We start from the raw sequence: 25,581 nt of genomic DNA, 5'->3' as shown, positions 1-25,581 counted from the left end.
CCGTCGCGGGCCCCGGCCGTCCGGCCGGGGCCCGCGCCTGTTCCGAGGAGGTCGCATGTCCCGGGTCCTTCTGTCCACGGGTCCCGTCGCCGGCCGGGTCGCCGACGGCGTCCGCAGCTGGCGCGGCGTCCCGTACGCCACCGCCGAGCGGTTCGGCCCCGCGCGCCCGGTCGCCCCGTGGACGGCGGACCTCGACGCCACGCGACCGGGGCCGGTCGGCGTCCAGGACCTGCCCGACGGCACCCTCACCGGGACCGAGCGCTGCCTGACCCTGGACGTGTACGCCCCGGCCGACGCCGACGCCGACGCCGACGGCCCGCTGCCGGTGCTGTTCTGGGTGCACGGCGGGGCCTTCCTCACCGGCGCCGCGGCCGACTACGACGGCTCGCACCTCGCCGCCCGGGGCCCGGCGGTCGTCGTCGCGGTCTCCTACCGGCTGGGCCCGTTCGGCTTCCTGCAGCTGGGCACCGCCGGGGACCCGGAGCCGTCGCCGGCGATGACCGACCTGGTCGCCGCGCTGGACTGGGTGGTCCGCGAGATCGGCGCCTTCGGCGGGGACCCCGGCCGGCTGACGCTGGCGGGGCAGTCGGCCGGCGCGAGCCTGGTCTGCGCGCTGCTGGCCACCGCGGCCGGGCGCCGGGCGCGCGCCGCGGTAGCGCTGTCCGTCGGCGGGCCGCCGGTGGAGCCGGCGGAGGCGGTCGACGTCGCCGGCCGGGTGCTGGCGGAGCTGAGCGTTCCCCGCGCGGCACTGCGCGACGTCCCGGCGGTCGCGGTGATGGACGCCGCCCGCCGGGTGTCCCGTTCGTCGGGCAAGGTCGGCGGCGCGATCTTCGCCCCGGTGCTCGACGGGAGCGTGCTGCCCGCCCAGCCGGCCGACGTCGTCGCCTCCGGCGCGCTGCGGGACACCGCGCTGTGGTTCGGCTCGTGCCGCGACGAGATGGCCGGGTTCGTGCGCGGCGGCGCGGCGGCGGCCACCGCCGTGGCCCGGGGCCGCGTCGGGGACGGCCGGTTCCACCGGCTGCTCGAGGTCTACACGGCGACCGCCCGGCCGGGGGAGGACCCCCTGCCGGCGCTGCTCACCGACGAGATGTGGGTGCGGCCGGTCGTGGAGCTGGCCGAGGCCCAGGCCACTGCCGGCGGCCGCGCGTGGCTGTCCCGCTTCGACCACACGCCGTCGCTGCCGCCGTTCGACGTCCTCGGCCCGTCGCACGGCGCGGACAACGCCTGCCTGTGGGCGCACCCGCCGCGGTTCCTGGAGCGGCCGCTGCTGCTGCGGCCCGGCGGCCCCATGACCGCGGCGGACCTCGCGGTGACGGAGGCGCTGCAGGCGTCGGTGCTCGCGATGGTCACCGACGGCAACCCGGCGACCGGGGTGCTCGCCGACTGGCCCCCCTACGACGCCGACGAGCGGGCGACCGCCCTGTTCGACGCGGTGACCCGGGTGCGGTTCGATCCGTCGGCCGAGCGGCGGCGGGCCTGGGAGGCCGGTGCGGTCCGAGCCGGGTAGGGCGGCCGCCGGCCGTCGCCCCACCGGCCAGCGCCGTGCCGGTGTGCTGACCCGCCCCGCCGGGCGCCTGCATCGGGAATGCGCAGGCACCTGCCTCGAGAAGGCGGCCTTTGGGACAGCCCATCCGCGCATCTCGGAGGGGGGCAACCGAGTCGCACTGGGTGGGCGGTTCAGAGACACGGGTCGCGCCCCGGCGCCACGCACGGAGCCCGCGCCGGCCTGCTTCACGGGGCGCCTCACGGGTACGGCGGAGCCGTGACCGCTGTGGAACTGGGCAGGGCTGGACTGCAGGGTTGGCGGGCGAAGGTGGCCGACGTCGCCGGACCGTTCGTGGCGCAACGCACGGCCTTCTCCGAGGATCAGGCGAAGGCGGCGATCGGAGTTCTCTTCTTCGCGCTGTCGGTCGTCTACGTCGCCAAGACCGTCAAGCAATGGATCTCGACGACCTGAGTCCGCGGCGTGGGTGAAGCGACCGATCGGGCCGGCTATCTGACCTCGAAGAAGTCGAAGGTCACCGCGCGCGGCTGCCGGGTGCCGGCGCCGACGAACACCCGGGTCGTCAGCCGGGCCAGCCGCGGCGACGCCGTCTCGAAGCGGGGGGTGCTGCGGAAGTAGATCCGCGCCGGGTCGACCGGCTCGTCGCGGCGCAGCCGGGCGATGTCCTCGGCCGAGCCGGTCCGCAGACCGACGTTGTGCACGGTGACCAGCGCGCCCTCGTCGCTCTCCAGCAGGTAGCGCGCCTCCACCTCGGTCTCCGTCTCGGTGCGGATGAGCTGGAAGTCCGCGCCGCCGGGGAGCACCCGGCCGGTGACGAGGCCCGAGACCGTGCCCCCGGTCATCGGCACGACGCGCCGGAGCCCGGCCGGCGTCGTCCCCACCTCGAGCGGCGCGCCCACCTCGACCTCGAGGTGGAGCGCATGGACGAGCTCGGGCGGCTCAGGCACGGGTGAGGCCGGGCGGCGTCACCGCGTAGCGCTCCCGCAGGCTCGGCTTGCGGATCTTGCCGGTGGCGGTCTTGGGCAGCTCGTCGGCGAACTCGACCAGCCGGGGCACCTTGAAGCCGGCGAGCCGCTCGCGCAGCGCGGCGCGGATCGCATCGGGGTCCCGCTCGGTCTCCGGGGTGACGACGACGACCGCCAGGCCGACCTCGCCCCACTTCTCGTCGGGAACACCGATGACCGCGGCCTCGACCACGCCGGGCAGCTCGAGCAGCGCGGACTCGATCTCGGCCGGGTAGATGTTCTCCCCGCCGGAGATGATCATGTCCTTGTACCGGTCGCGGATGTAGAGGAAGCCCTCGTCGTCGAACGAGCCCGCGTCGCCGGTGTGGTACCAGCCGTCGACCAGCACCTCGGCGGTGCGCTCCGGCTCGTCCCAGTAACCGGCCATGATGTTGGGACCGGAGACGATCACCTCGCCGACCTCGTCGGCGTCGACGTCCGTGCCGTCGGGGCGCACCACGCGCAGGTCGGTGAAGAACACCGGCTTGCCGGCCGAGCCCACCTTGCGCTCGGCGTCGGCCGAGTCCAGGACGGTGCACCCGGGCGCCGCCTCGGTCATGCCGTAGCACTGCTGCATGGTCACCCCGCGGTCCAGCCAGGTGCGCAGCGTCGGCAGGGGCAGCGGGGCGCCGGCGGCGCCGATCGTGCGCAGCGCGGAGAGGTCGCGGGTTCGGAACTCCGGCAGCCGGGACATCGCGTCGAGCATCGTCGGGACGGCGAAGAACGAGTTGACCCGCTGCTCCTCGATGACCGCGAGCGTCTCGGCCGGGTCGAACCGGCGGACGAGCACCGCGCAGCCGCCGCGCAGCAGCGCCGGGTTGACCGTGCCGTTGAGCCCGCCGATGTGGAACAGCGGCGCCAGCGCCAGGGTGCGCTCGTCCTGGCTGAAGTCCATGCCCATGAACTGGTTGACCGCGTTCCACGTCATGTTGCCGTGGGTGAGCACCGCGCCCTTGGGCTTGCCGGTCGTGCCGGACGTGTACATGACCAGGCACGGGTCGTCGAGCGTGACGGGCTCGTCGCGGAGCTCGGGGGCGGCCGCCGCGAGCAGCTCCTCGTAGGGGAGGGACGCCGTCCCGCCCTCGACCGGCGGTTCCGCGGCGATCCAGGTGGGGACGACGTCGCGCAGCCCGTCGGCCAGCCACCCGTGCTCGCGGCCGTGCACGACCACCGAGGCGCCGGAGTGCTCGAGCACGAAGCGGGCCTCGGGCGCGGTCAGCCGGGCGTTGACCGGCACCCAGATCGCGCCGAGCTGGCCGCAGGCATAGAGCGTCTCCAGCCCCGACGGGTGGTTGCCGCTGACCCAGGCCACGCGGTCGCCCCGGCCGACACCGAGGCCGGCCAGGGCGCCAGCGGTGCGGCGCACCCGCTCGGCGAACTGCGCGTGCGACGTCGTCGTCCCCTCGAACCAGATCGCGTCGCGCCCGGGGGAGATGCGCAGCCGGCGCTCCGGCCAGGAGCCGAGGCCGGCGTTACGCACGGCGCAGCCCCAGGGCGCGGATCGCGTTCTCCTTCATGATCAGCGGCTTGACCTCGTCGCGGATCTCGAGGGCGGCGAAGTCCTTGAGCCACCGCTCGGGGCGCAGCAGCGGGTAGTCCGAGCCGAACAGCACCTTGTTCTTGAGCAGGGTGTTGGCGGCGCGGACCAGCTGCGGCGGGAAGTACTTCGGCGACCAGCCGGACAGGTCGATGTAGACGTTCGCCTTGTGCTGGGCCACCGCGATCGCCGAGTCCTGCCAGGGCACCGAGGGGTGAGCCATGATGATCGTCAGGCCGGGGAAGTCGGCGGCGACGTCGTCGAGCAGCATCGGGTCGGAGTAGCGCAGCTTGATCCCGCGCCCGCCCGGCAGGCCCGAGCCGATGCCGGTCTGGCCGGTGTGGAACAGCGCCGGGACGCCGAGCGACTGCAGCTCCTCGTACAGCGGGTACACCCGGCGGTCGTTGGGCTCGAAGGCCTGGATCGACGGGTGGAACTTGAACCCGCGGACGCCGTGGTCCTCCACCAGCCGGCGTGCCGCGCGGATCCCGGAGGCCCCGCGGGCCGGGTCGATCGAGCCGAACGGGATGAGCACGTCGGGGTGCTCGGCGGCGGCCTGCGCGATCTCCTCGTTCGACAGCGTGGGATGACCGGTGGCCAGCTCGCTGTCGACGGTGAAGATCACCGCGGCCATGTTCTTCTCGCGGTAGTCGGCGGCGATCTGCGGCACCGTGGGGTGGTACGGGTCGCCCTTGAAGTACTTCGACGCCGCGTCGAGCAGCTCGTCGTCCATCGACAGGTGCCCGTGCAGGTCCTGCTCGACGTGCACGTGCACGTCGATGGCGACGACCGCGTCCAGGTCGATCGTCACTTCGGGGGCTCCGGCAGCTGCTGGCCCACCGTCTGCTGCGCGGGGGCGAACTTGTCGGCCCAGACCCCGGCGATCGCGTCGGCGGACCAGCCGGTGCCGTCGGCGAACTCGACGACGATCTCGCTCGGGTGGCTCCACAGCGCCAGCCGGTCGCCGCCGATGCCGACCGCCTGGCCGGTGATCTCCGCGGCGGAGTCCGAGGCGAGGAAGGCGACCAGCCCGGCGGCGTCCTCGGGCGAGCCGAAGCCCAGCTGCTGGCGGGCGAACGGCGGCAGCGGCTCGCCGGCCTCGAGCGCGTCGATGTAGGGCTTGAGGAAGGGCACCGTCTCGGTCATCGCGGTGGCCGCGACCGGCACGATCGCGTTGACCGTGATGCCGGCGCGCGCCAGCTCCATCGCCCAGGTGCGGACCATGCCGACGATCCCGGCCTTGGCCGCCGCGTAGTTGGTCTGCCCGAAGTTGCCGACCTGGCCGGTGGGGGAGCCGACGCAGATGATCCGGCCCCCCTCGCCCTGCTCGCGCATGCGGATCGCGGCGGCGCGGGTGCAGGTGAACGTGCCGCGCAGGTGCGTGGTGATCACCGCGTCGAACTGCTCGTCGGTCATCTTCCACAGCGTCGTGTCGCGCAGGATGCCGGCGTTGTTGACCAGGACGTCGAGCCGGCCGAACTCGGTGACCGCGCGGTCGACGAGGGCCTGCGCGGCCTCGCTGGTGCCGACGGGCACCACCTCGGCGACGGCGGTGCCGCCGGCGTCGGCGATCGACTTCACCGCCGCCTCGGCGACGGTCTCGTCGACGTCGTTGATGACGACGGCGGCGCCCCCGCGGGCGAGTTCGGTGGCGTAGGCGAGGCCGAGGCCCCGCCCGCTGCCGGTGACGATGGCGACCTTGCCGGTCAGGTCCACGAGCACTCCTCGGGAGGACGACGGGGATGCCGTTCACCGGCATCGTTGCCGTGCCGGACGCTAGGCCGATATCGTGGAGATTGTCAACGATTGAGGAGTTCACCTACATGACGGCGCTGAGCGACGACGTCGGCTTCCTGCTGACGCGGGCGAGCGGGCTCGTCGTCCGGGCCACGAACGCCGCCCTGGCCGATCTCGGCCTGCGGGTCCGGCAGTACTCGGTGCTCGTGCTGGCCGACGACACCGCCGAGGGCATCTCGCAGCGCCGCCTCGCCGAGGTGCTCGGCCTCGACCCCAGCCAGGTCGTCGCGCTGGTCGACGAGCTGGCCGCGGCGGGGCTGGTCGAGCGGCGGCCGTCGCCCACGGACCGCCGGGCGAAGCTGGTCGCCGCAACGGCGCAGGGCGTCCGGCTGCGGCGGCGGGCGGACGAGCGCGCCGCGGCCGGTGTGCAGCACCAGTTGCGCGGGCTGGCCGTCGGCGAGCAGGAGACGCTGCGGGACCTGCTCGCGCGGGTGCTGACGACCACCGAGGAGAGCGCCGCGAGCTAGCCCCGTGGAAGGCAACCTCTGCCCTGGCGGGGGGACGGGCCGGCCGCGATACCGCCGAGTGTCGCCTTACGGCGGTATCCCGGGTTCAGTGGACCACCGCGATCCGCCTCTTGGTGGGTATCCGGCCCACTCCGCCTACGGGAGCGACGGCGAGCCGACCTCGCGGCACATCCGAAAAGCAGCGGCACTCCGTCCACGCCGGCTCGGTGACCGGTAGCAGTGCGCGGTTCCGGCGCCTTCTCGTTGCAGGATGCGCCGTGTCCGCACATCGTTTGCCCGCCGAGACCCGCGACAGCCGCGGGACTGATCCGCGGCACCAGGGCGAAGGTTCGCAGCCACGGCACTAGCCCCGGGGAACGACCCGGTCGAGCCAGCGGAGCAGGTCGGCGACGACCTCGTCGCGGTTGGTCTCGTTGAACACCTCGTGCCGGGCGCCGGGGTAGACGACCAGCGAGACGTCGGTGAGGCCGGCCTCCTCGAGCCGCTGCACCAGCGGCCGGACGAGGGCCAGCTGCCCGTTCACCGGGTCCTGGTCGCCCACGGCGATGTAGACCGGCAGGTCCTTGCGCACCCCGGCCAGCCGCGCGGGGTCGGCCAGCTGCCGCGCGGAGGCGAACATCTGCTTGCCGTCGACGTCGGCCAGGCCGAAGCCGCACCGCGGGTCGGCGACGTACGCGTCGACCTGCGCCGCGTCGCGGGAGAGCCACTCGTAGCCGGTGCGGTGCTCGAACGGCGCGTTGAACGCCGACAGGTCCAGCGGCCGGTCGAGGTCGAGTGCGGGCTCGAGCAGGTCGAGCAGCGCCGTCCCGGTGAGCACCAGCCCGGCGTACTCGTCGCTGTGGTCGAGGACGTGCTGCTGGGCGGCGAAGGAGCCCATGCTGTGGCCGAGCAGGACCAGGGGCAGGCCCGGCAGCTCACCGCGGACCTGGTCGCTCAGCCGGCCGATGTCGCGCACCAGCTCGTCCCAGCCGCCCTCGCCCAGCACGCCCCAGGCGCCGTCCCGGGCGGTGGCGCCGTGGCCGCGGTGGTCCTGGCCGACGACCACGAACCCGGCTCCGGTCAGCTCCTCGGCCAGCGGCTCGTAGCGCAGCAGGTGCTCCCCCATGCCGTGGGTGAGCTGCACGATCCCGCGCGGCGCTCCCCGCGGGTCCCAGCGGTAGGCCGTGATCGAGATCCCGTCGGCGGAGGGCACGCTGAGCTCGGTGGGCGGCATCGCGCCACCGTAGCGGCGTGCGAGCGGTCGCGGACCCGGGTACTGCCCCGGCATGGAGCCTGATCCGCGACCGGGTGAGGACGACGTCGACCGCGACGACGCTCAGGCGCTGTCGCGCGCGACCGGTGGCGGCCGGAGCGACCAGCCGGACGCCGCGAGCACCACCGGCGCCGGCGAGTCCGAGGAGTTCGTCGGCCGTGCCGCCGGGCAGGACGTCGGCCACGCGGGGGAGACCGGCGCCGAGCGGCGGGCCGCCGGGCAGCGGGGCGGGTGAACGCCGTGGGCCGCGGGGCGCGCGTCGGCCTCGTCCTCGGTGGCGGCGGCGTGGTCGGTCAGGCGTACCACTCGGGGGTCCTGGCGGTCCTGCAGCACGACTTCGGCTTCGACGCCCGCAGCGCCGACCTGATCGTCGGCACCTCGGCCGGCTCGATCACCGGCACCCTGCTGCGGCTCGGCGTCTCACCGGAGGACCTCGCCGCCTGGACGGTGAAGGCGCCGTTGTCCAGCGAGGACGCCGTCCTGCACCAGGTGGCCGCCGCGGACCTCCCCGAGCTGGCCCCGTTCCGCCCGCTGGAGCTGCTGCGCCGGCCGGCGCGGCTGCCGGGATGGCACATGATCCACCGCGCGGTGACCCGCCCGTGGCGGTTCCGCCCGCTGGCTGCCGGGCTGGCGCTGCTGGCCCCGGGGCGCCACGACATCGTCGAGCAGCTGGCCGCGCTGCGTGAGCTGGAGACCGCCGCGTGGCCCGATCAGCTGTGGATCACCGCGGTGCGGCGGCGCGACTCCCGCCGGGTCGTCTTCGGCCGTCCGGGCGCGCCGCCGGCGCCGCTGCACCTCGCCGTCGCGGCGTCGTGCGCGGTGCCCGGCTACTTCGCGCCGGTCTCGATCGCCGGGCACAGCTACGTCGACGGCGGCATCCACTCCCCGACGAACGCGGCGGTGCTCCGCGGTAGCGGGCTGGACCTCGCGATCATCGTCTCGCCCATGAGCGGCCCGGCGGGACTGCGCCCGGACCTCTACGCGGTCACCCGGCGGCACTCCGCGCGACTGCTCCGGCGGGAGGTACGCGCCCTCGAGGAGGCAGGCGTGCGGACGCTGGTCTTCACCCCCGGCGCGGCGGAGCAGGAGGCCATCGGCAACGACATGATGTCCCGGCACCGCCTCGACGAGGTGCTCCAGCAGTCCTTCTTCGCGGCGGGCGCCCGGGCGGCCGCCGCTGACGCCGCCGATCTGCTCCGCCTCGCGACCGACCGCCGCTCCGAGGGCGCCTGATCCCCGCCGCCCGCAGCATGGGCACGACCTCAGTCGCGGGGACGACGACCGATCTTGGAGCCCAGCCAGGTCAGCGGGTCGAACTTGCGGTCCACCACGCGCTCCTTGAGCGGGATGATCCCGTTGTCGGTGAGGTGGATGCCCTCGGGGCAGACCTCGGTGCAGCACTTGGTGATGTTGCAGTAGCCGAGGCCGAAGTCCTCCTGCGCCGCCTGCCGGCGGTCGGTCGTGTCCAGCGGGTGCATGTCGAGCTCGGCCAGCCGGATGAGGAACCGCGGCCCGGAGAAGACCTTCTTGTTGTCCTCGTGGTCGCGGATGACGTGGCAGGTGTCCTGGCAGAGGAAGCACTCGATGCACTTGCGGAACTCCTGCGAGCGCTCGACGTCGACCTGCGCCATCCGGTGGTTGCCGTCGGCGTCGCGCGGCTGGGGGCTGAACGCCGGGATCTGCGCGGCCTTGGCGTAGTTGTAGGAGACGTCGGTGACCAGGTCGCGGATGATCGGGAACGTCCGCAGCGGCGTCACCGTCACGACCTCGTCCTCGGCGAACGTGCTCATCCGGGTCAGGCACATCAGCCGCGGCCGGCCGTTGATCTCGGCGCTGCAGGAGCCGCACTTGCCGGCCTTGCAGTTCCAGCGGACGGCGAGATCGCCGGCCTGCGTGGCCTGCAGCCGGTGGATGATGTCGAGGACCACCTCGCCCTCGTTGACCTGCACGGTGAAGTCCTGCAGGTCGCCGCCGGCGGCGTCCCCCCGCCACACCCGGAACCGGGCGTCGTAACTCATGCCTGCTCCTCGAAGATCTCGGCGAGGTCGGACGGCATCTGCGGCAGCGGTTGTCGCCGCACCTCGACCGCGCCGTGGGGACCGCGGGTGCAGATCAGGTTGGTCCTCGCCCACTCCGCGTCGGCGGCGGGGAAGTCGTCGCGGGTGTGCCCGCCGCGGCTCTCCTGCCGCTCCAGCGCGGCGCGGGCGATGCACTCGCTGACGGCGAGCATGTGCGGCAGGTCCAGCGCCAGGTGCCAGCCGGGGTTGTACTGCCGGTGGCCCTCGACGGAGAGGTTGGCCACCCGCTGCTTGAGCTCGGCGATGCGGTCCAGCGCGCTCTTCATCTCCGTCTCGGTGCGGATGATGCCGACCAGGTCGTGCATCGTCTGCTGCAGGTCGTGCTGGACGGCGTAGGGGTTCTCGCCGCCCTCCCGCTCGAACGGCGCCAGCGCGGCGCGGGCGGCGTCGGCGAGCGCGTCGTCGGAGACGGCGGTCCGGCCGGCCCGCGCGCGGGCGTGCCCGGCCGCGGCGACGCCGGCCCGCTTGCCGAACACCAGCAGGTCCGACAGCGAGTTGCCGCCGAGCCGGTTGGACCCGTGCATGCCGCCGGCCACCTCGCCCGCCGCGTAGAGCCCGGGCACCCGCGCGGCCTCGGTGTCGGGGTCCACCTCGACCCCGCCCATCACGTAGTGGCAGGTCGGCCCGACCTCCATCGCCTCACGGGTGATGTCGACGTCGGCCAGCTCCTTGAACTGGTGGTACATCGACGGCAGCCGCTTGCGGATGTACTCGGCGTCCCGGCGCGAGGCGATGTCGAGGAAGACGCCGCCGTGCGGCGAGCCGCGGCCGGCCTTGACCTCGCTGTTGATCGCCCGGGCGACCTCGTCACGCGGCAGCAGCTCGGGCGGCCGCCGGTTGTTCTTCTTGTCCGTGTACCAGCGGTCGGCCTCCTCCTCGGTCTCCGCGGTCTCCTTGCGGAAGAAGTCGGGGATGTAGTCGAACATGAACCGGTTGCCGGCCGAGTTCTTCAGCACCCCGCCGTCCCCGCGGACGCTCTCGGTCACGAGGATCCCGCGCACCGACGGCGGCCAGACCATGCCGGTCGGGTGGAACTGGACGAACTCCATGTTCACCAGCGACGCCCCGGCCTGCAGCGCCAGGGAGTGCCCGTCGCCGGTGTACTCCCACGAGTTCGAGGTGACCTTGTAGGCCTTGCCGATCCCGCCGGTGGCCAGCACCACCGACGGCGCCTGCCACGCGACGAACCGCCCCGACTCCCGCCAGTAGCCGAACGCCCCGGCGATGCCGTCCCCGTCGGTGAGCAGCCGGGTGACCGTGCACTCCATGAACACGTCGATGCCGAGCGCGACCGTGCGCTGCTGCAGCGTGCGGATCAGCTCCAGGCCGGTGCGGTCGCCGACGTGCGCCAGCCGGGCGTAGCGGTGCCCACCGAAGTCGCGCTGGCTGATCAGGCCGTCGCCGGTGCGGTCGAACAGCGCGCCCCAGTCCTCCAGCTCGCGGACCCGGTCCGGCGCCTCCTGCGCGTGCAGCTGCGCCATGCGCCAGTGGTTGAGCATCTTCCCGCCGCGCATGGTGTCGCGGAAATGGACCCGCCAGTTGTCCTCGGGGTAGAGGTTGCCCATCGCCGCGGCGATGCCGCCCTCGGCCATGACCGTGTGCGCCTTGCCGAGCAGGGACTTGCAGACCACCGCCGTGCGGGCGCCGGCCTCGTGCGCGGCGATCGCCGCCCGCAGGCCCGCGCCGCCGGCACCGACGACGACGACGTCGTAGGCGTGCTCCTCGAGCTCCATCAGAAGAACCTCACGTCCGAGATCACGTCGGCGGCCAGTAGGAAGACGTACAGGTCGGCGAGCGCGACGCCGAACATCGAGATCCAGGCGTACTGCATGTGCCGGGCGTTGAGCTTCGACACGAACGTCCAGAACCGGTAGCGCATCGGGTGCCGGGAGAAGGAGTTGAGCCGGCCGCCGACGATGTGCCGGCAGGAGTGGCAGGACAGCGAGTACAGGGCCAGCAGCACCGCATTCGCGAGCAGGACCAGCGTGCCCAGACCCATGTGCCCCCACTCGCCGGTCTCGTCGCGGAAGGCGAGGACGGCGTCGTAGAACAGGATCACGTTGATGATCAGGGCCGCGTACAGGAAGTACCGGTGCACGTTCTGGAAGATCAGCGGGAAGCGCGTCTCACCGGTGTACTTCTTGTGCGGCTCGGCCACGGCGCACGCCGGCGGCGAGAGCCAGAACGACCGGTAGTACGCCTTGCGGTAGTAGTAGCAGGTCAGCCGGATGCCCAGCGGGAAGATCAGGATGTAGATCGCCGGCGAGATCCACGTCGGCCCGGTGAACAGCTCCGGGAAGGTGTCGCCCTCGCACCGGCTGGACAGGCACGGCGAGTAGAACGGCGAGATGTAGGGCTCGGAGAAGTAGTACGCGTTCTGGAACGCCCGGAACGTCGCGTAGACCACGAAGGCCAGCAGGACGGCGACGGTGATCGCCGGCTGCACCCACCAGCGGTCGGTGCGCAGCGTGCGGGCCGCGATGCTCGCCCGGGCCGTGGCCGCCGACCAGATGGGCCGCCGGGCAGCGCCCCGCCGGGGGACGCGCAGCGGCGCCTGCGGCAGCTCCTGGCCGGTGCGCCGTCGTCGTCCGAGCAGCCCGACGAAGGCGACGACCGACGCGGCGGCGACGATCGGCCATCGGCGGCTGGGGGAGCGGTCGGGCTTCGTGCCCCGGGGCGCGGTGGTGGTCACGACGGCGTGCGGGTCGTCGCGACCCCGTCGCGGTTGCCGTCGTCTTGCTCCTGCTCCAGTGACATCGCTGCCCCCAGGCCGCTCCCGGCGTCGCCGTCATCGGCGACGATGCGCAGTCGACCACGGACCGCGCGTCGTGAAAAGGGGGTGACGGCGCGCGGTTCAGGACAGCAGCGTGTCGGGGCCGGCGCCCCGGATCGAGGCGTCGAGCACCTCGACGGTGTGCGCGGTCGCGATGCCGGTGCCGGCGCGGCGCAGGGCGTCGGTGACCTGCATCAGGCAGCCGGGGTTGGCCGTGACCAGCAGCGGCGCGCCGGTGGCCGCCACGTTGGCGGCCTTGCGGTCGCCGAGCGCGCGGGCCGGCTCGGGGTGCAGCAGGTTCCACACGCCCGCGGAGCCGCAGCACAGGTCGCCCTCGGCGATCTCCCGCAGCTGCAGCCCCGGGACGGCGCGCAGCAGCTCCCGCGGCTGCGACCGCACCCGCTGGGCGTGCGCGAGGTGGCAGGCGTCGTGGTAGGCGATGGTGACCGGCAGCGGGTGCCGCTCGGCGACCGGGCCGAGCTCGACCAGCAGCTCGGTGACGTCGCGGACCTTGCCGGCGAACTCCCGCGCCCGCTCGGCGTAGTGCGGGTCGTCCTCCAGCAGCTCGGCGTACTCCTTCATCGTCGAGCCGCAGCCGGCGGCGTTGACGACGATCCGCTCCACGCCGGCGTCGGTGAACGCGTCGACCAGGGCGCGGGCGAACCGGCGGCCCTCCTCGGCCCGCCCGTTGTGCACCGACAGCGCGCCGCAGCAGCCCTGCGCCGGGGGGACGACGACCTCGCAGCCCTCCGCGGCGAGGACCCGCACGGTCGCCGCGTTCACCCCGGGGAAGAACTCGCGCTGCACGCAGCCGGTGAGCATGCCGACGACCATCCGCGTGGGGCCGGTGGCCGGCGTCCGCTCGGGGATCGGCTCGCGGCGGCCGATCGGCGGCGCGACCGCCTCCATGGTGGCCAGCGTGGGGGAGAGGCGGTCCAGCACGCCGGTGCGCCGGACCAGCCGGGAGAGCCCGGACCGCTGGTAGAGGGCGAGCGGCAGGCGCAGCAGCCGCAGCCGGCCGGGGTGCGGGAACAGCGCGAAGATCAGCGTGCGCAGCAGCCGCTGCCACACGCTGCGGAACTGCCGTCCGCGCCGCTCGACCTGGGCGCGGGTGGCCTCGACGAGCTTGTCGTACTGCACGCCCGAGGGGCAGGCGCTGACGCAGGCCATGCAGCCGAGGCACTGGTCGATGTGCTGCACGATCGACTGCGTCATCGGCTCGCCGTCCAGGCCCTCCTTCATCAGGTAGATCCGGCCGCGGGGAGAGTCCATCTCGTCGCCCCACAGCGTGTACGTGGGGCACGACGGCAGGCAGAAGCCGCAGTGCACGCAGTCGTTGACCAGCTCCCGCGACGGCGGGTGGTCGGCGTCGAAGGCGCTCTCGGCGAGCAGGTCGGGCAGCGCGCTGCGCCCGGGGGTCGGTCCCCGCTCGCCGGAGGCGCCGCGGGTGGCCTCGACCGTCATCAGATCCCTCCCACGAACCGGCCGGGGGCCAGCAGCCGTCCCGGGTCGAACTGGTCCTTGACCCGGCGCATGAGCTCCAGGCCCGGCACGGGGCCCCACACGTCGACGGCCGCCCGGACCTCGCGCGGGGCGCGCAGCACGGTGACCGTGCCGTCGGCGGGCGAGGGCGCGGCGCGGCGCAGGTCGGCCACCACGGCGGCCACCGCCTCCGGGGACCCCGACACGGCGGCCCACAGCACCCCGCCGGCCGAGCCGCGGACGGCGATCGGCACGCCGTGCGCCTGCTCGGCGGCGCGGGCGGCCTCGAGGACGGCGGCGACGCCGGGCAGCGTCGCGGTGACCTTGAGCAGGACGTCGTCCGGACCGGCCGGCAGCCGGCCCCACCAGGCCGGCTCCTCCGCCGGGGCGCCGCCGAGCAGGGCGGCCGCCGCCTCCTCGCGGGCCAGCACCGCGGCGGGCACGCCCTCCAGCAGGATTGCGACGCTCGCCGTGTCCGACCCGGCCGGCCGGTCGAGCTCCACCGCCGCCGGGGCGAGCTGCGAGCGGACGACCGCGCGCGCGGCCTCCGCGGCCTCCCGCAGCCCGGTCCGCCCGACCACGAAGGCGCGCGCTGCCGGGAGCGGGTGCAGCCGGAAGGCCGCCTGCACGACGACGGCAAGGGTCCCGTAGGACCCGGTCATCAGCTTGCCGAGGTCGTAGCCGGCCACGTTCTTCACGACCTTGCCGCCGGAGCTCGCGACCACGCCCTCGGCCCGGACGACGGTGGTGCCCAGCACGAGGTCGCGCAGCGCGCCGCGGGAGAGCCGCCGCGGACCGGACGGGGCCGTGGCCAGCGCGCCGCCGACCGTCGACCCGCCCTCGAGCCGCTCCCGCGGCACGTCGGCCACCAGCTCCTGCCCCGCGCCGGCGAGCTCCTCGGCGAGCCGGGCGAGCGGCAGCCCCGCCTGGGCCACCACGACCAGGTCGCCGGCCCCGTGCTCGACGACGCGGTCCAGGCCCGTGGTGTCGAGGACGACGTCGACCCGCTCCGGCGGCGCGCCCCAGTCCAGCGCGGTGCCGCCGCCGCGGGCCACGGTCACCAGTCCCGCCCGGGACGCCTCGCGCAGCAGCGCGCTCACCGCGTCGACCGACGTCGGCCGGGCGACGGCGACGGGCGCCACGCCGTCGACCAGGTCGTCGGGGCCGGCCTCGCGCAGCTCGCCGTCCCCGGCCAGCGCCCGCTGCAGGAGGGACAGGTCGACCGTGGCGGCGGTCATCAGAAGACCTCCGCCAGGCCCGCCTCCTGCAGCGGGTGCGGACCGGTGCGCCGCCCCGGCCGCTCGCCGCACAGCCGCGGGGTGGGGAAGACCTTGCCCGGGTTGGCCAGGCCCGCCGGGTCGAACGCGCAGCGCAGCAGCTGCATCGTGTCGAGGTCGGCCTCGCTGAACATCTTCGGCATGTACTTCGCCTTGTCCGAGCCGACGCCGTGCTCGCCGGTGATCGACCCGCCCGAGGTGATGCAGAGGTCGAGGATCGCGCCGCTGACCTCCTCGGCCCGCTCGGCCTCGCCCTCGACGGCGTCGTCGAAGAGCACCAGCGGGTGCAGGTTGCCGTCACCGGCGTGGAAGACGTTGGCCACCCGGACGCCCTTGTCGGCGGCGACCTCGCCGATCGCGCGCAGCACCCGCGGCAGCGCCGTCCGCGGGATCACGCCGTCCTGGACGATGTAGTCGGGGCTGATCCGCCCCACCGCGGCGAACGCCGACTTGCGGCCCTTCCAGATCAGCGCCCGCTCGGCGTCGTCGGCCGCGACCCGGACGTCGGTCGCGCCGTTCTCGCGGCACAGGCGCAGCACCGCGTCGAACTCGTGCTCGACGTCGGCGGCCGGGCCGTCGAGCTCGACGACGAGGACGGCGCCGGCGTCGCGGGGGTAGCCGCAGTGCACGGCCTCCTCGGCGGCCTCGATGGCGAGGGCGTCCATCATCTCGATCGCGGCGGGCACGATGCCGGCGCCGATGATCGCGCTGGTGGCCGCGCCCGCCTCGTCGGTGGACCGGAACGCCGCCAGCAGCGTCTTCACCTCCTGGGGCAGCCGGGTCAGCCGCACGGTCACCTTGGTGGCCACGGCGAGCGTGCCCTCCGAGCCGACCAGCGCGCCCAGCAGGTCGTAGCCCGGCGGGTCGGGGGCCTTGCCGCCGAGCTCGACGACGTCGCCGTCGGCGGTGACCAGCTCCAGCCCGGTGACGTGGTTGGTGGTGAACCCGTACTTCAGGCAGTGCGCGCCGCCGGAGTTCTCCGCCACGTTGCCGCCGATCGAGCAGACCTGCTGGCTGCTCGGGTCCGGCGCGAAGTAGTAGCCATCGGGGGTGGTCAGCCGGGTGAGCTGCAGGTTCACCACGCCCGGCTGGACGACGGCGCGCTGGGCCTCGACGTCGATCTCCAGCACCGCGCGCATCTGCGCGAGGACGACGAGGACGCCGTCCGCGTGCGGCAGCGCCCCGCCGGACAGGCCGGTGCCCGAGCCGCGGGCGACGAACGGCACGCCCTCGGCGGCGCAGGCCCGCGTGGCGGCGACGACGTCGTCGACCGAGCGGGCGAGCACGACGACGCCGGGCACCACCTTGTAGTGGGCCAGCCCGTCGCACTCGTAGGTGCGCAGCCGCTGCCGGTCGGTGATCAGCTGCTCCGCGGCGTCCGGCAGTGCCGCGCGCAGCCGCTCCGCGACCCGGCCCAGCGGGGTGTCGGGTGCCGGCCCGTCCGCGTCGGTCGTCCTCGCCGGCTTCTTCAGCTTGAGCGACACCATGGCCGTTCGCCTCTCAGGGCATCCGCTCGTAGGCGGGCAGGGTGAGGAAGTCCTCGTAGTGGTCGGCGACGGCGACCTCGAGGAACGTGTCCCGGGCGGCCGCGTAGTCCTCCGGGTCACCGGGCAGCTTCGCCAGCTCCTCGGCGACGATCCGGTCGACCAGCTCGCGGGTCACCTGCTCGCCGGTGTCGAGCGTGACGTCGTTGTGCAGCCACTGCCAGACCTGCGAGCGGGAGATCTCCGCGGTGGCGGCGTCCTCCATCAGGTTGTTGATCCCGACGGCGCCGGACCCCTTGAGCCAGGTGTGCAGGTACTGGATGCCGACGCTGACGTTGTTGCGCAACCCGGCCTCGGTGACCTGCCCCGGGGTGGAGGCGACGTCGAGCAGCTGCTCGGCGGTGACGTGCACGTCCTCGCGCTTCTTGTCGATCTGGTTGGGCCGGTCGCCGAGGACGGCGGTGAACACCTCCTTGCACAGCTCGACCATGCCGGGGTGGGCGACCCAGCTGCCGTCGAAGCCGTCGCCGGCCTCCCGCTCCTTGTCGGCCCTGACGCGCGCGTTGGCCTGCTCGTTGACCTCCGGGTCCTTGGACGGGATGAAGGCGGCCATGCCGCCGATGGCGTGCGCGCCGCGCTTGTGGCAGGTGCGCACGAGCAGCTCGGTGTAGGCGCGCATGAACGGCACGGTCATGGTCACCGAGTTGCGGTCGGGGAGGAGGAACTCCTTGCCGCGGGTCCGGAAGCACTTGATGACGCTGAACATGTAGTCCCAGCGGCCGGCGTTGAGCCCGGCGGAGTGCTCGCGCAGCTCGTAGAGGATCTCCTCCATCTCGAAGGCGGCCGGGTAGGTCTCGATGAGCACCGTGGCCCGGATCGTGCCGCGCGGGATGCCGAGGAAGTCCTGCGCCAGGTTGAACGCGTCGTTCCACAGCCGCGCCTCGAGGTGCGACTCCATCTTCGGCAGGTAGAAGTACGGGCCCAGGCCCTTCTCCAGCTGCCGCCGTCCCGCCGTGGCCAGGTACAGCGCGAAGTCGACGAGGCTGCCGGAGGTCTGCTTCCCGTCCACCAGGATGTGCTTCTCCGGCAGGTGCCAGCCGCGGGGGCGGACGACGATGGTCGCCAGCTCCTCGTCCGGCTTGAGCGTGTACTGCTTGCCCTCGGCGCTGGTGAAGTCGATCGTCCGGTTGATCGCGTCGAGCAGGTTGAGCTGCCCGCCGACGACGTTCTCCCACAGCGGCGTGTTGGCGTCCTCGTGGTCGGCCAGCCACACCTTGGCGCCGCTGTTGAGCGCGTTGATGGTCATCTTCCGGTCGGTGGGGCCGGTCATCTCCACCCGCCGGTCCACCAGGCCGGGGGCGGGGTCGGCCACCCGCCAGGAGTCGTCGTCGCGGACGTGTGCCGTGTCGGCGCGGAAGTCGAGCGTGCCGCCGGCCGCCAGCTCCGCCATGCGGTCGGCCCGCGCGCGCAGCAGCTCGTGCCGTCGCTCGCCCAGCTCGCGGTTCAGCAACCCGATCAGCTCCAGCGCCGTCGGGGTGAGCACCTCGTCGAAGCGGTCGAGGACGGGCGCGGTGATCTCGATGCCGGCAGGGACGTCCACGGGGTCTCCTCCTCGGGCGCACGGGTCGGGGGAACCGCGGAGGTCCTCCCACGGGACACGCTGCTGCGGGGAGCGCGGCACGTCAACCGCTGCGGCCGCGTCTGCACACGGACCCGTCAGCGCCGGCAGGGCGGAGGCACAGGAACGGGCCGGACCGTCGCTCGCGGGGCCCGGGAAGGCCGGGCCCCACCGAGTGGAAGGGCGGACATGGGGAACACGAAGAAGTGGCGTCGCTGGGGCGGTGCGGCCGGTCTCGTGGCCGGCGGCGTCGTCGCGGGCGGGATCCTGGCCGGCACGCTGAGCGCGAGCGCGGACGAGGGCACCACGACGACCCAGGGCTCGACGAGCCAGTCGGCCGTCGACCCGTCGCAACCGCAGCGCAGCGACGAGCAGTTGCTGACCGGGGACACCAGGACGCAGGTGGAGGAGGCGGTGCTCGCCGAGTACCCCGGCGCGACGATCGAGCGCACCGAGACCGACTCCGGCGGCGTGTACGAGTCGCACATCGTCACCGCCGACGGCGAGCACCTGATCGTCCTCGTCGGCGAGGACTTCGCCGTGACCGGCACCGACTCCGGCGGTCCGGGTGGTCACGGGGGCGCCCCGGACGACACCGGCGGCGCCTGAGCGAACGGTCGACGCCCTGTCCGGGCGGGGCGTCGACCCGCCGCCGCTGCCGCGTAGGGTCCGCGGCAGCGCACGAGGAGAGGACGGGAAAGCTGAGCGAGGTGCTGTCGGACGCCGTCCGGGTGCGGTCGGCGACCCGCGCCACCTACGCGGCCTTCATCGGCTCGGGGTTCGCGTTCGCGAACTGGGCCGCCCGGATCCCCCAGGTGCGCGACCGCCTGGACCTCGGCCCGTCCGAGCTCGGGCTGGTGCTGCTGGCCATCGCCGCGGGCTCGGTGGTGGCGCTGCCGCTGGCCGGGCCGGTCGTGACCCGGTTCGGCTCGCGCCGGACCGTCGCCGCCATGGCCGTGCTGTTCGGCGCCTCCCTGGCGGTCGCGGCGCTGGGCCACCTGGCCGGGATCGCCCCGCTGGTCGTGGGCCTGTTCGTGCTGGGCTTCGCCAACGGCGCCTGGGACGTCGCGATGAACGTGCAGGGTGCGCTGGTCGAGCAGGGGCTGGGCCGCTCGATCATGTCCCGCTTCCACGCCGGCTGGAGCCTGGGCACCGTCGTCGGGGCGCTCGTCGGCGCGGCCGTGGTCGCTGCCGAGGTGCCGGTGGCGGTGCACCTGACGGTCGTCGCGGTGGTGGTCGGCGTCGTCGTCCCGGTGGCGGTGCAGCGCTTCCTGCCCGACGGACGGGCGGCGGAGGATCCCGGGGAGCCGGGTTCCGGCGGCGCACGATCGGCGCTGCACGCCTGGACCGAACCCCGCACCCTGGCCGTCGGGATCTTCGTCCTGGCCTTCGCCTTCGCCGAGGGGACGGCGAACGACTGGGTCAGCGTCGCGCTCATCGACGGCTACGACGCCTCCCCGGCCGTCGGCGCGCTGGGCTTCGCGGTGTTCCTCGCGGCGATGACCGCCGCGCGCTGGTTCGGCCCGCCGCTGCTCGACCGCTACGGGCGGGTGCCGGTCGTGCGCCTGTGCGCCGGGCTCAGCGCTGTGGGCCTGCTGCTGTTCGTGTTCGCGCCCGGCATCCCGCTGGCCCTGGCCGGCGCCGTGCTGTGGGGCCTGGGCACCTCGCTCGGCTTCCCGGTCGGCATGAGCGCCGCGGCCGACGACCCCGCGCGGGCCGCCGCCCGGGTCTCCGTCGTCGCCTCGCTGGGCTACTGCGCGTTCCTCGGCGGGCCGCCGCTGATCGGGTTCCTCGGCGAGCAGGTGACCGTGCTGCGCGCGCTCGCCGTCGTCGCCGCGCTGCTGGCGCTCGCGACGGTGCTCGCCACCGCCCTGCGCCCGCTGCGCGTCCCGAGCGACCGGCGGGACTGAGCCTCACGGCCAGTTCCCGGCGACGTCGTCCCCCGGGCGGGCACGTCGCCGGGCGAGCTCGCGGGTCAGCGTCCGCGCGGCGGCGGCCACGACGACGAGGTTGAACAGCAGCTGGGCGATCACGATCTGGCGGGCCAGCTGGCCGACCGGGTGCACGTCGCCGTACCCGACGGTGGTCAGCGTCGTGAGCGCGAAGTACAGCGCGTCGGTCTTCGTCGCCAGTCCGGCGAACTGGTCGGCGTCGAGCCGGGCGACGACGTAGTCGACCAGGGCGAAGCAGACGACGCCGGCGATCACCGCCAGCGCGAGGCGGTCGACGTGCACCGCCGCGCTCTCCGCGCGCACCTCGCGCGCGACCGTCCGCACCACGTACCAGAGCACCACGGCGAGGAGCAGGGCCGCGCCCCCCGCCCGCGCCCACGTCCGGCCGGTCGACCCCTCCCCGATGGGGACCAGGTAGTAGACGGCGATCAGCCCGATCGCCTGGAGCACCAGCAGCGCCGTCCGCCGACCCGGGATCTGCCGCTCCGCCATGCGCCGCTCCGTTCGGTCGCGGCCAGCCTGGCGCACCGGGTCCACACGTGACGAGGCCCCCGGCTCGTCGAGCCGGGGGCCTCGTCAGACGTGCGTCAGAACCAGTGGCGTCTGCCGCCGACGGCGCGGCCGGTGGTGCCCAGCAGCAGCAGGACCAGACCGACGACGATCACGATGATGCCGATCGTCCACAGGATGGAGATCTTCAGGAAGAAACCAAGCAGGAGCAGGATCAGTCCCAGGATGATCATGTTCGCCTCTCTCTCGAGCTCCGGTGGTGCGCACTGTCCTCTCGGGACTGCCCTGACCGGTGCCGTCCAGGCATGCAGTCACCCATCCGGGTCACGGCCGCACGCCCGCGAACGGTTCAGTCTCGCCGTGCCACACTCCGCGGCGTGGCCCAGGGCAGCGGCGGGGAGTCGGTGCTCACCCGAGCCGTGCGCATCCTCGAGGTCTTCACGCCGGAGGAGCCGGCGCTGCCGGTCACCGAGATCGCCCGCCGGGCCTCGCTGCACGTCGCGACGGCGTCCCGGCTGGTCGCCGAGCTGACCGGGCACGGTCTGCTGGCCCGTGAGCCCGACGGCCGGGTGCGGATCGGCGTCCGGCTGTGGGAGCTGGCCTTCCGCGCCTCCCCGGCGCTGAGCCTGCGCGAGGCGGCGATGCCGTACCTCGAGGACCTGCACGCGATCGTCGGGCACCACGTGCAGCTCGGTGTCCTCGACGGCGAGCAGGTGCTCTTCCTCGAGCGGCTCTCCGCGCCGAACGCCGTCATCAACTACACCCGGATCGCCGGCCGACTGCCCCTGCACGTCTCGTCGTCCGGCGTGGTGCTGCTCGCGCACGCCGACCGGGCGCTGCAGGAGCGCATCCTCGCCGCCCCGCTGCCGCGGTACACCGGCGCGACGATCACGTCGCCGGACCGGCTGCGCTCGCTGCTGGCCGACGTCCGCCGGCAGGGGTTCGTGCAGCTCAACGGGCACGTGCACGAGGAGGCCACCGGCATCGCCGTGCCGGTCCGGGACCCGCGGGGGGACGTCGTCGCCGCGCTGTCGGCGATCGTCCCCAACGACGGGCAGGGCCACACCCGCATCCCGGTGCTGCTGGCCGGCGCGCGCGGCATCCAGCGGGCGCTGAGCTCGCCGCCGCCACCGTGGTCTCTCATTGGATGAGAGAGCCGTTCCCGCGGGAGTGACGCGCGTCGCATCGTCTTCAGCCATGACCGCCGCGACCACCGCACCGGCGCAGGGACCGACCGCCACGACCGTGACGCTCGCCGTCACCGGCAAGCAGGTCGTTGCCGACGGCGTCCTGACGTTGACCCTGGCCCACCCGGACGGCACGCGGCTGCCCGACTGGACGCCGGGCTCGCACATCGACGTCGTCCTGCCCAACGGGCTGACCCGGCAGTACTCCCTGTGCGGCGACCGGTGGGACGCCTACTCGTACCGGGTGGGTGTGCTGCTGGAGCCCGAGAGCCGGGGCGGCTCCACGTACGTGCACGAGGTGCTGCAGCCCGGCGACCTGGTCGGCGTCGGCGGGCCGCGCAACAACTTCCACCTGGTGCCGTCGGAGCGCTACCTGTTCGTGGCCGGCGGCATCGGCATCACGCCGCTGCTGCCGATGGTGCGGCAGGCCGACCTGCTCGGCGCCGACTGGCAGCTGCTCTACGGCGGCCGCCGGCGCGGCTCGATGGCCTTCCTCGACCAGCTGGCGGAGTACGGCGACCGGGTGCTGGTCCGCCCGCAGGACGAGTACGGGCTGCTGGACCTGGCCGGCTTCCTCGGCGAGCCGCGGGACGGCGTGCGGCTCTACTGCTGCGGACCCGCCCCGCTGCTGGCCGCGATGGAGGCCGCCTGCGCCGGCTGGCCGCCGCACACGCTGCGCACCGAGCGGTTCGTGGCCGAGGAGGCCGCGGCCCCCGCGCGGACCGCCCCGTTCGAGGTGGAGCTGGCCCGCACCGGCACCTCGGTGACCGTGACCCCCGACGAGACCGTGCTCGAGGCGGTCGCCCGCGCCGGTGTGGAGGTGCTCTCCTCCTGCCGCCAGGGGATCTGCGGCACCTGCGAGACCGACGTCCTCGCCGGGCTGCCCGACCACCGCGACACCCTGCTCGACGACGACGAGCGCGCGGCCAACGACTGCATGTACATCTGCGTCTCCCGCGCCCGCTCCGACCGCCTCGTCCTCGACCTCTGACGTCGGGCTTTCCGTACCGGAAGCCCGGAAGGGAACTGCCGTGACCGTCATCCAGGAACGGCCGGTCGACATGCCGGTCAGCGACGTCGACCCGTTCGGCCACGAGGTGCTCGAGGACCCGCTGCCGATGCACGCCGCGCTCCGCGACGCGGGGCCGGTCGTCTACCTGACCGAGTACGACGTGTACGCCTGCGCCCGCTACGAGCAGGTGCGCGCCGCGCTCGTGGACTGGCAGGAGCTGTCCTCCGCGGCCGGGGTCGGGCTGTCGAACTTCCGCTACGAGAAGCCGTGGCGCCCGCCCAGCCTGCTGCTCGAGGCCGACCCGCCCCGGCACGACGCCCCGCGCCGGGTGCTCAAGAAGGTGCTCGGGCCGCGGGCGCTGCGCGCGCTGCGGGAGGCCTGGTTCGCCGACGCCGAGGCGCTGGTCGACGACGTGCTCGTCGCCGGGGAGTTCGACGCCGTCCCGGCGCTGGCCGAGGCGTTCCCGCTCCGGGTGTTCCCCGACGCGGTCGGCCTGCCGCAGGAGGGCCGGGAGAACCTGCTGCCCTACGGCGACCACGCGTTCAACGCCTTCGGCCCGTCCAACGACCTGGTCGCGAAGGGCGCACCCCGGGTGGCCGAGCTGTCGGCGTGGGTCAACGCCCAGTGCGCCCGCGACGTGCTCACCGACGACGGCTTCGGCGCGGCGATCTGGGCGGCGTCCGACCGCGGCGACATCACCCCCGAGCAGGCGCCGCTGGTGGTGCGCTCGCTGCTCACGGCCGGGGTCGACACGACGGTGCACGGCCTGTCCGCCGTCCTCTACGCCTTCGCGACCAACCCCGGCCAGTGGCGACGGCTGCGGGAGGACCCCGGCCTGGCGCGGGTGGCGTTCGACGAGGCGGTGCGCTGGGAGTCGCCGGTGCAGACGTTCTTCCGGACGGCGACGCGCGACGTGCGCCTCGGCGACGTCGTCGTGCCGGACGGGCGCAAGATCCTGATGTTCCTCGCCGCGGCCAACCGCGATCCGCGGCGGTGGGCCGACCCGGACCGCTTCGACCTCTCCCGCGACCCGTCCGGGCACGTCGGGTTCGGCATGGGCATCCACCAGTGCGTCGGCCAGCACGTGGCCCGGTTGGAGGCCGAGGCGCTGCTCACCGCGCTGGCCCGGCGGGTGGAGACCATCGAGCTCGCCGGCCCGACGGTGCGGCACCACAACAACACGCTGCGCGCCTGGGAGAGCATCCCGGTGCGGGTCCGCCGGGCCTGACTCACCCCGCGGGGACCCGCGGGCGGTCGGCGGCCCGGCGGGACCGCGGATCCCGCCCGCGGGCGATGGCGGCGAGCGCGCCCATCGCCCGGAACGCGCCGACCGGCTCGATCGCCGAGGGCGACGCGCCGGGGTGCCGGACGGCGATCCGCACCCGCAGCACCCCCGGCCGGCAGCGGAAGACGACGGGCGGCTCGAGCAGCGCGGCCTCGCCGTCGATCCCGGCCGGCACCGGCCCGTCGGACTCGACCCGGAACTCGGCCGCGGAGAACTGCCGCCACGGCAGCTGGCCGCCCGGGCCCGGGGAGACCGAGCTGCGGGGGTCGACCACGGTGATGCCGAGCAGCCCCTCGTCGACGGCCGGCCGGGTCCCGGCGCCGGCCGCGCCGCCGAGGCGGTACTGCCCGTTGCTCACCAGCACGACGGCGGGCCCCCGCTTGACCCGGCCGCCCGGCGTGGTCCAGCGCAGCTCGGGGCCGCCCTGCCCGACGCCGACCACCGTGGGCACCGTGGCGAGCAGCGTGCGGATCTTCGCCGCGCGGTATCCGGCGTTCTGCACCGCCTCGGCGTAGACGCCCAGCGACACGTTGTTCACGAACACCCGGCCGTTGACCTCGGCCAGGTCCACCACCCGTTCGCCGCCGTCGACGAAGGCGTCGAGGGCGCCGACGACGTCCTCCCGGTCGACGCCGAGATCCAGCGCGAAGTGATTGCGCGTGCCCGACGGGATGCAGGCGTAGGGCAGGCCGGTCTCGGCGGCGACCGCCGCGACCACCGCCTGGGAGCCGTCGCCGCCGGCCATCGCGAGGCCGTCGGCGCCGTCGGCGACGGCGTCGCGGACCAGCCGTTCCAGGTCCTCGCCGGGCCGCAGCTCGACCGGCTGGATGCCTCGCGCCCGCGCCTCGTCGGCCAGCCGGAACCGGGCCGCCTTGCCGTCGCCGGAGCGCGGGTTGACGAACAGGACCGGCCGCCGGGGGCGCTCGGCCGGCGGCAGGTCGACGTGCGGGTCGAACGCGATCCGGGCGCCGACGTGCCAGACGAGCGCACCGAGCGTGAGGAACAGCAGGAACCGCACGAACCCGTCGTCGATCAGGACGTACAGCGCGGCCGCCAGCGAGGCGGCGGCGAGGGACAGCGAGGCCAGCCGGGCCCAGCCGCGGCGCAGCACCCCCTCCCAGGCTCCCGCGAGGGCGAGCAGCCCGAACCCCAGGAACACCAGCCCGCGCGGGAAGTCGTCGAACGCGGCGGTGACCAGCACGGTGAGGGTCCAGACCGCCGCCGCCAGCGCGAGCAGGGCGGCGAGGCGGCGGCCGGTGGTCCGTCGGTGCATGCGGGCACCTCCTTCCCCGGCGGGGGAGATGCCCGACCCTCCAGCGACGGACCGCCGCGGTCAAGGGCCCGAGGTCAGCGCTCCTACCG

Annotated in this window: 24 protein-coding genes and 1 pseudogene; 10 read left to right on the top strand and 15 right to left on the bottom strand. The window is 74.3% G+C overall.

Annotation, left to right across the window (positions count from 1 at the left end; genetic code table 11):
• Positions 1-55: 55 nt before the first annotated feature.
• On the top strand, positions 56-1,507 hold the full coding sequence (locus tag ACWIYF_RS17945; RefSeq protein WP_448624185.1) for a carboxylesterase family protein: 1,452 nt from the start codon (positions 56-58) through the stop codon (positions 1,505-1,507).
• Between the two features lie 255 nt (positions 1,508-1,762).
• Entirely contained in the window at positions 1,763-1,957 is a 195-nt protein-coding gene (locus tag ACWIYF_RS17940; protein ID WP_448624184.1) for a hypothetical protein, read from the top strand.
• Positions 1,958-1,992: 35 nt separating this feature from the next.
• Here the strand turns inward: ACWIYF_RS17940 and ACWIYF_RS17935 are convergent, their stop codons facing one another.
• Genes ACWIYF_RS17935 through ACWIYF_RS17920 form a run of 4 tightly spaced genes read right to left on the bottom strand, consistent with a single transcriptional unit; the run spans position 1,993 to position 5,761 of the window.
• On the bottom strand, positions 1,993-2,451 hold the full coding sequence (locus tag ACWIYF_RS17935; protein WP_448624183.1) for a DUF3237 domain-containing protein: 459 nt from the start codon (positions 2,449-2,451) through the stop codon (positions 1,993-1,995).
• The gene (locus tag ACWIYF_RS17930) at positions 2,444-3,988 is read right to left on the bottom strand and encodes an acyl-CoA synthetase (protein WP_448624182.1); all 1,545 of its coding nucleotides are present in this window, start codon (positions 3,986-3,988) and stop codon (positions 2,444-2,446) included. Before ACWIYF_RS17930 ends, ACWIYF_RS17935 begins: the two co-directional genes overlap by 8 nt.
• Complete coding sequence (locus ACWIYF_RS17925; protein ID WP_448628767.1) at positions 3,981-4,850, bottom strand: amidohydrolase family protein; 870 nt, start codon at positions 4,848-4,850, stop codon at positions 3,981-3,983. Before ACWIYF_RS17925 ends, ACWIYF_RS17930 begins: the two co-directional genes overlap by 8 nt.
• A gap of 2 nt (positions 4,851-4,852) precedes the next feature.
• Positions 4,853-5,761: an SDR family oxidoreductase gene (locus ACWIYF_RS17920; protein WP_448624181.1), complete on the bottom strand. Its 909-nt coding sequence runs from the start codon at positions 5,759-5,761 to the stop codon at positions 4,853-4,855.
• 107 nt (positions 5,762-5,868) lie between these two features.
• Here ACWIYF_RS17920 and ACWIYF_RS17915 point away from each other — a divergent pair, with 107 nt between their 5' ends.
• Positions 5,869-6,309 carry a MarR family winged helix-turn-helix transcriptional regulator gene (locus ACWIYF_RS17915; RefSeq protein ID WP_448624180.1) on the top strand — a complete coding sequence of 147 codons (441 nt, stop codon included), beginning with the start codon at positions 5,869-5,871 and terminating at the stop codon, positions 6,307-6,309.
• A gap of 343 nt (positions 6,310-6,652) precedes the next feature.
• On the opposite strand, the gene ACWIYF_RS17910 is transcribed toward ACWIYF_RS17915, so the two are convergent.
• Entirely contained in the window at positions 6,653-7,522 is an 870-nt protein-coding gene (locus ACWIYF_RS17910; RefSeq protein WP_448624179.1) for an alpha/beta fold hydrolase, read from the bottom strand.
• Between the two features lie 52 nt (positions 7,523-7,574).
• Between ACWIYF_RS17910 and ACWIYF_RS17905 the strand changes: the two genes are divergently transcribed.
• Together ACWIYF_RS17905 and ACWIYF_RS17900 are read left to right on the top strand one after the other, a co-directional pair.
• Positions 7,575-7,796: a hypothetical protein gene (locus ACWIYF_RS17905; protein ID WP_448624178.1), complete on the top strand. Its 222-nt coding sequence runs from the start codon at positions 7,575-7,577 to the stop codon at positions 7,794-7,796.
• On the top strand, positions 7,793-8,794 hold the full coding sequence (locus ACWIYF_RS17900) for a patatin-like phospholipase family protein (RefSeq protein WP_448624177.1): 1,002 nt from the start codon (positions 7,793-7,795) through the stop codon (positions 8,792-8,794). Before ACWIYF_RS17905 ends, ACWIYF_RS17900 begins: the two co-directional genes overlap by 4 nt.
• Positions 8,795-8,823: 29 nt before the next feature.
• On the opposite strand, the gene ACWIYF_RS17895 is transcribed toward ACWIYF_RS17900, so the two are convergent.
• The 7 genes from ACWIYF_RS17895 to aceB form a co-directional block, all read right to left on the bottom strand.
• A complete protein-coding gene (locus ACWIYF_RS17895; protein ID WP_448624176.1) occupies positions 8,824-9,579 on the bottom strand; it encodes a succinate dehydrogenase/fumarate reductase iron-sulfur subunit in 756 nt (251 codons plus the stop codon).
• Positions 9,576-11,372 (bottom strand): fumarate reductase/succinate dehydrogenase flavoprotein subunit, encoded by a 1,797-nt coding sequence (locus ACWIYF_RS17890; RefSeq protein ID WP_448624175.1) that lies wholly within the window; start codon positions 11,370-11,372, stop codon positions 9,576-9,578. Before ACWIYF_RS17890 ends, ACWIYF_RS17895 begins: the two co-directional genes overlap by 4 nt.
• Positions 11,372-12,331 carry a hypothetical protein gene (locus tag ACWIYF_RS17885; RefSeq protein ID WP_448624174.1) on the bottom strand — a complete coding sequence of 320 codons (960 nt, stop codon included), beginning with the start codon at positions 12,329-12,331 and terminating at the stop codon, positions 11,372-11,374. Before ACWIYF_RS17885 ends, ACWIYF_RS17890 begins: the two co-directional genes overlap by 1 nt.
• A 162-nt stretch (positions 12,332-12,493) precedes the next feature.
• Entirely contained in the window at positions 12,494-13,876 is a 1,383-nt protein-coding gene (locus ACWIYF_RS17880; protein ID WP_448624173.1) for a (Fe-S)-binding protein, read from the bottom strand.
• Entirely contained in the window at positions 13,876-15,132 is a 1,257-nt protein-coding gene (locus ACWIYF_RS17875) for an FAD-binding oxidoreductase (protein WP_448624172.1), read from the bottom strand. The genes ACWIYF_RS17880 and ACWIYF_RS17875 overlap by 1 nt, the downstream gene beginning before the upstream one ends.
• On the bottom strand, positions 15,132-16,658 hold the full coding sequence (locus ACWIYF_RS17870; RefSeq protein WP_448624171.1) for an FAD-linked oxidase C-terminal domain-containing protein: 1,527 nt from the start codon (positions 16,656-16,658) through the stop codon (positions 15,132-15,134). The genes ACWIYF_RS17875 and ACWIYF_RS17870 overlap by 1 nt, the downstream gene beginning before the upstream one ends.
• 13 nt (positions 16,659-16,671) lie before the next feature.
• On the bottom strand, positions 16,672-18,255 hold the full coding sequence (gene aceB / locus ACWIYF_RS17865; protein ID WP_448624170.1) for a malate synthase A: 1,584 nt from the start codon (positions 18,253-18,255) through the stop codon (positions 16,672-16,674).
• Positions 18,256-18,462: 207 nt separating this feature from the next.
• Between aceB and ACWIYF_RS17860 the strand changes: the two genes are divergently transcribed.
• Both ACWIYF_RS17860 and ACWIYF_RS17855 read left to right on the top strand, forming a co-directional pair.
• Complete coding sequence (locus ACWIYF_RS17860; RefSeq protein WP_448624169.1) at positions 18,463-18,882, top strand: hypothetical protein; 420 nt, start codon at positions 18,463-18,465, stop codon at positions 18,880-18,882.
• 101 nt (positions 18,883-18,983) lie between these two features.
• Entirely contained in the window at positions 18,984-20,183 is a 1,200-nt protein-coding gene (locus ACWIYF_RS17855) for an MFS transporter (RefSeq protein WP_448624168.1), read from the top strand.
• A 3-nt stretch (positions 20,184-20,186) separates the two neighbouring features.
• On the opposite strand, the gene ACWIYF_RS17850 is transcribed toward ACWIYF_RS17855, so the two are convergent.
• The gene (locus ACWIYF_RS17850; protein ID WP_448624167.1) at positions 20,187-20,717 is read right to left on the bottom strand and encodes a potassium channel family protein; all 531 of its coding nucleotides are present in this window, start codon (positions 20,715-20,717) and stop codon (positions 20,187-20,189) included.
• 95 nt (positions 20,718-20,812) lie between these two features.
• The gene (locus tag ACWIYF_RS17845; RefSeq protein ID WP_448624166.1) at positions 20,813-20,968 is read right to left on the bottom strand and encodes a DUF6131 family protein; all 156 of its coding nucleotides are present in this window, start codon (positions 20,966-20,968) and stop codon (positions 20,813-20,815) included.
• Between the two features lie 144 nt (positions 20,969-21,112).
• Here ACWIYF_RS17845 and ACWIYF_RS17840 point away from each other — a divergent pair, with 144 nt between their 5' ends.
• The 3 genes and pseudogenes from ACWIYF_RS17840 (at position 21,113) to ACWIYF_RS17830 (ending at position 24,162) form a co-directional block, all read left to right on the top strand.
• Positions 21,113-21,886, top strand: a complete 774-nt coding sequence (locus tag ACWIYF_RS17840; protein ID WP_448624165.1) for an IclR family transcriptional regulator — start codon at positions 21,113-21,115, stop codon at positions 21,884-21,886.
• 88 nt (positions 21,887-21,974) lie between these two features.
• Positions 21,975-22,913, top strand: a pseudogene (locus tag ACWIYF_RS17835) (PDR/VanB family oxidoreductase); the annotation flags it as partial.
• Between the two features lie 40 nt (positions 22,914-22,953).
• Positions 22,954-24,162 (top strand): cytochrome P450, encoded by a 1,209-nt coding sequence (locus tag ACWIYF_RS17830; RefSeq protein ID WP_448624164.1) that lies wholly within the window; start codon positions 22,954-22,956, stop codon positions 24,160-24,162.
• 1 nt (position 24,163) lies between these two features.
• On the opposite strand, the gene ACWIYF_RS17825 is transcribed toward ACWIYF_RS17830, so the two are convergent.
• Positions 24,164-25,492: a diacylglycerol/lipid kinase family protein gene (locus tag ACWIYF_RS17825; protein WP_448624163.1), complete on the bottom strand. Its 1,329-nt coding sequence runs from the start codon at positions 25,490-25,492 to the stop codon at positions 24,164-24,166.
• Positions 25,493-25,581 lie beyond the last annotated feature (89 nt).

This window comes from Geodermatophilus sp. URMC 64, assembly GCF_053502555.1.
This window is presented reverse-complemented; position numbering and strand designations above follow the sequence as displayed.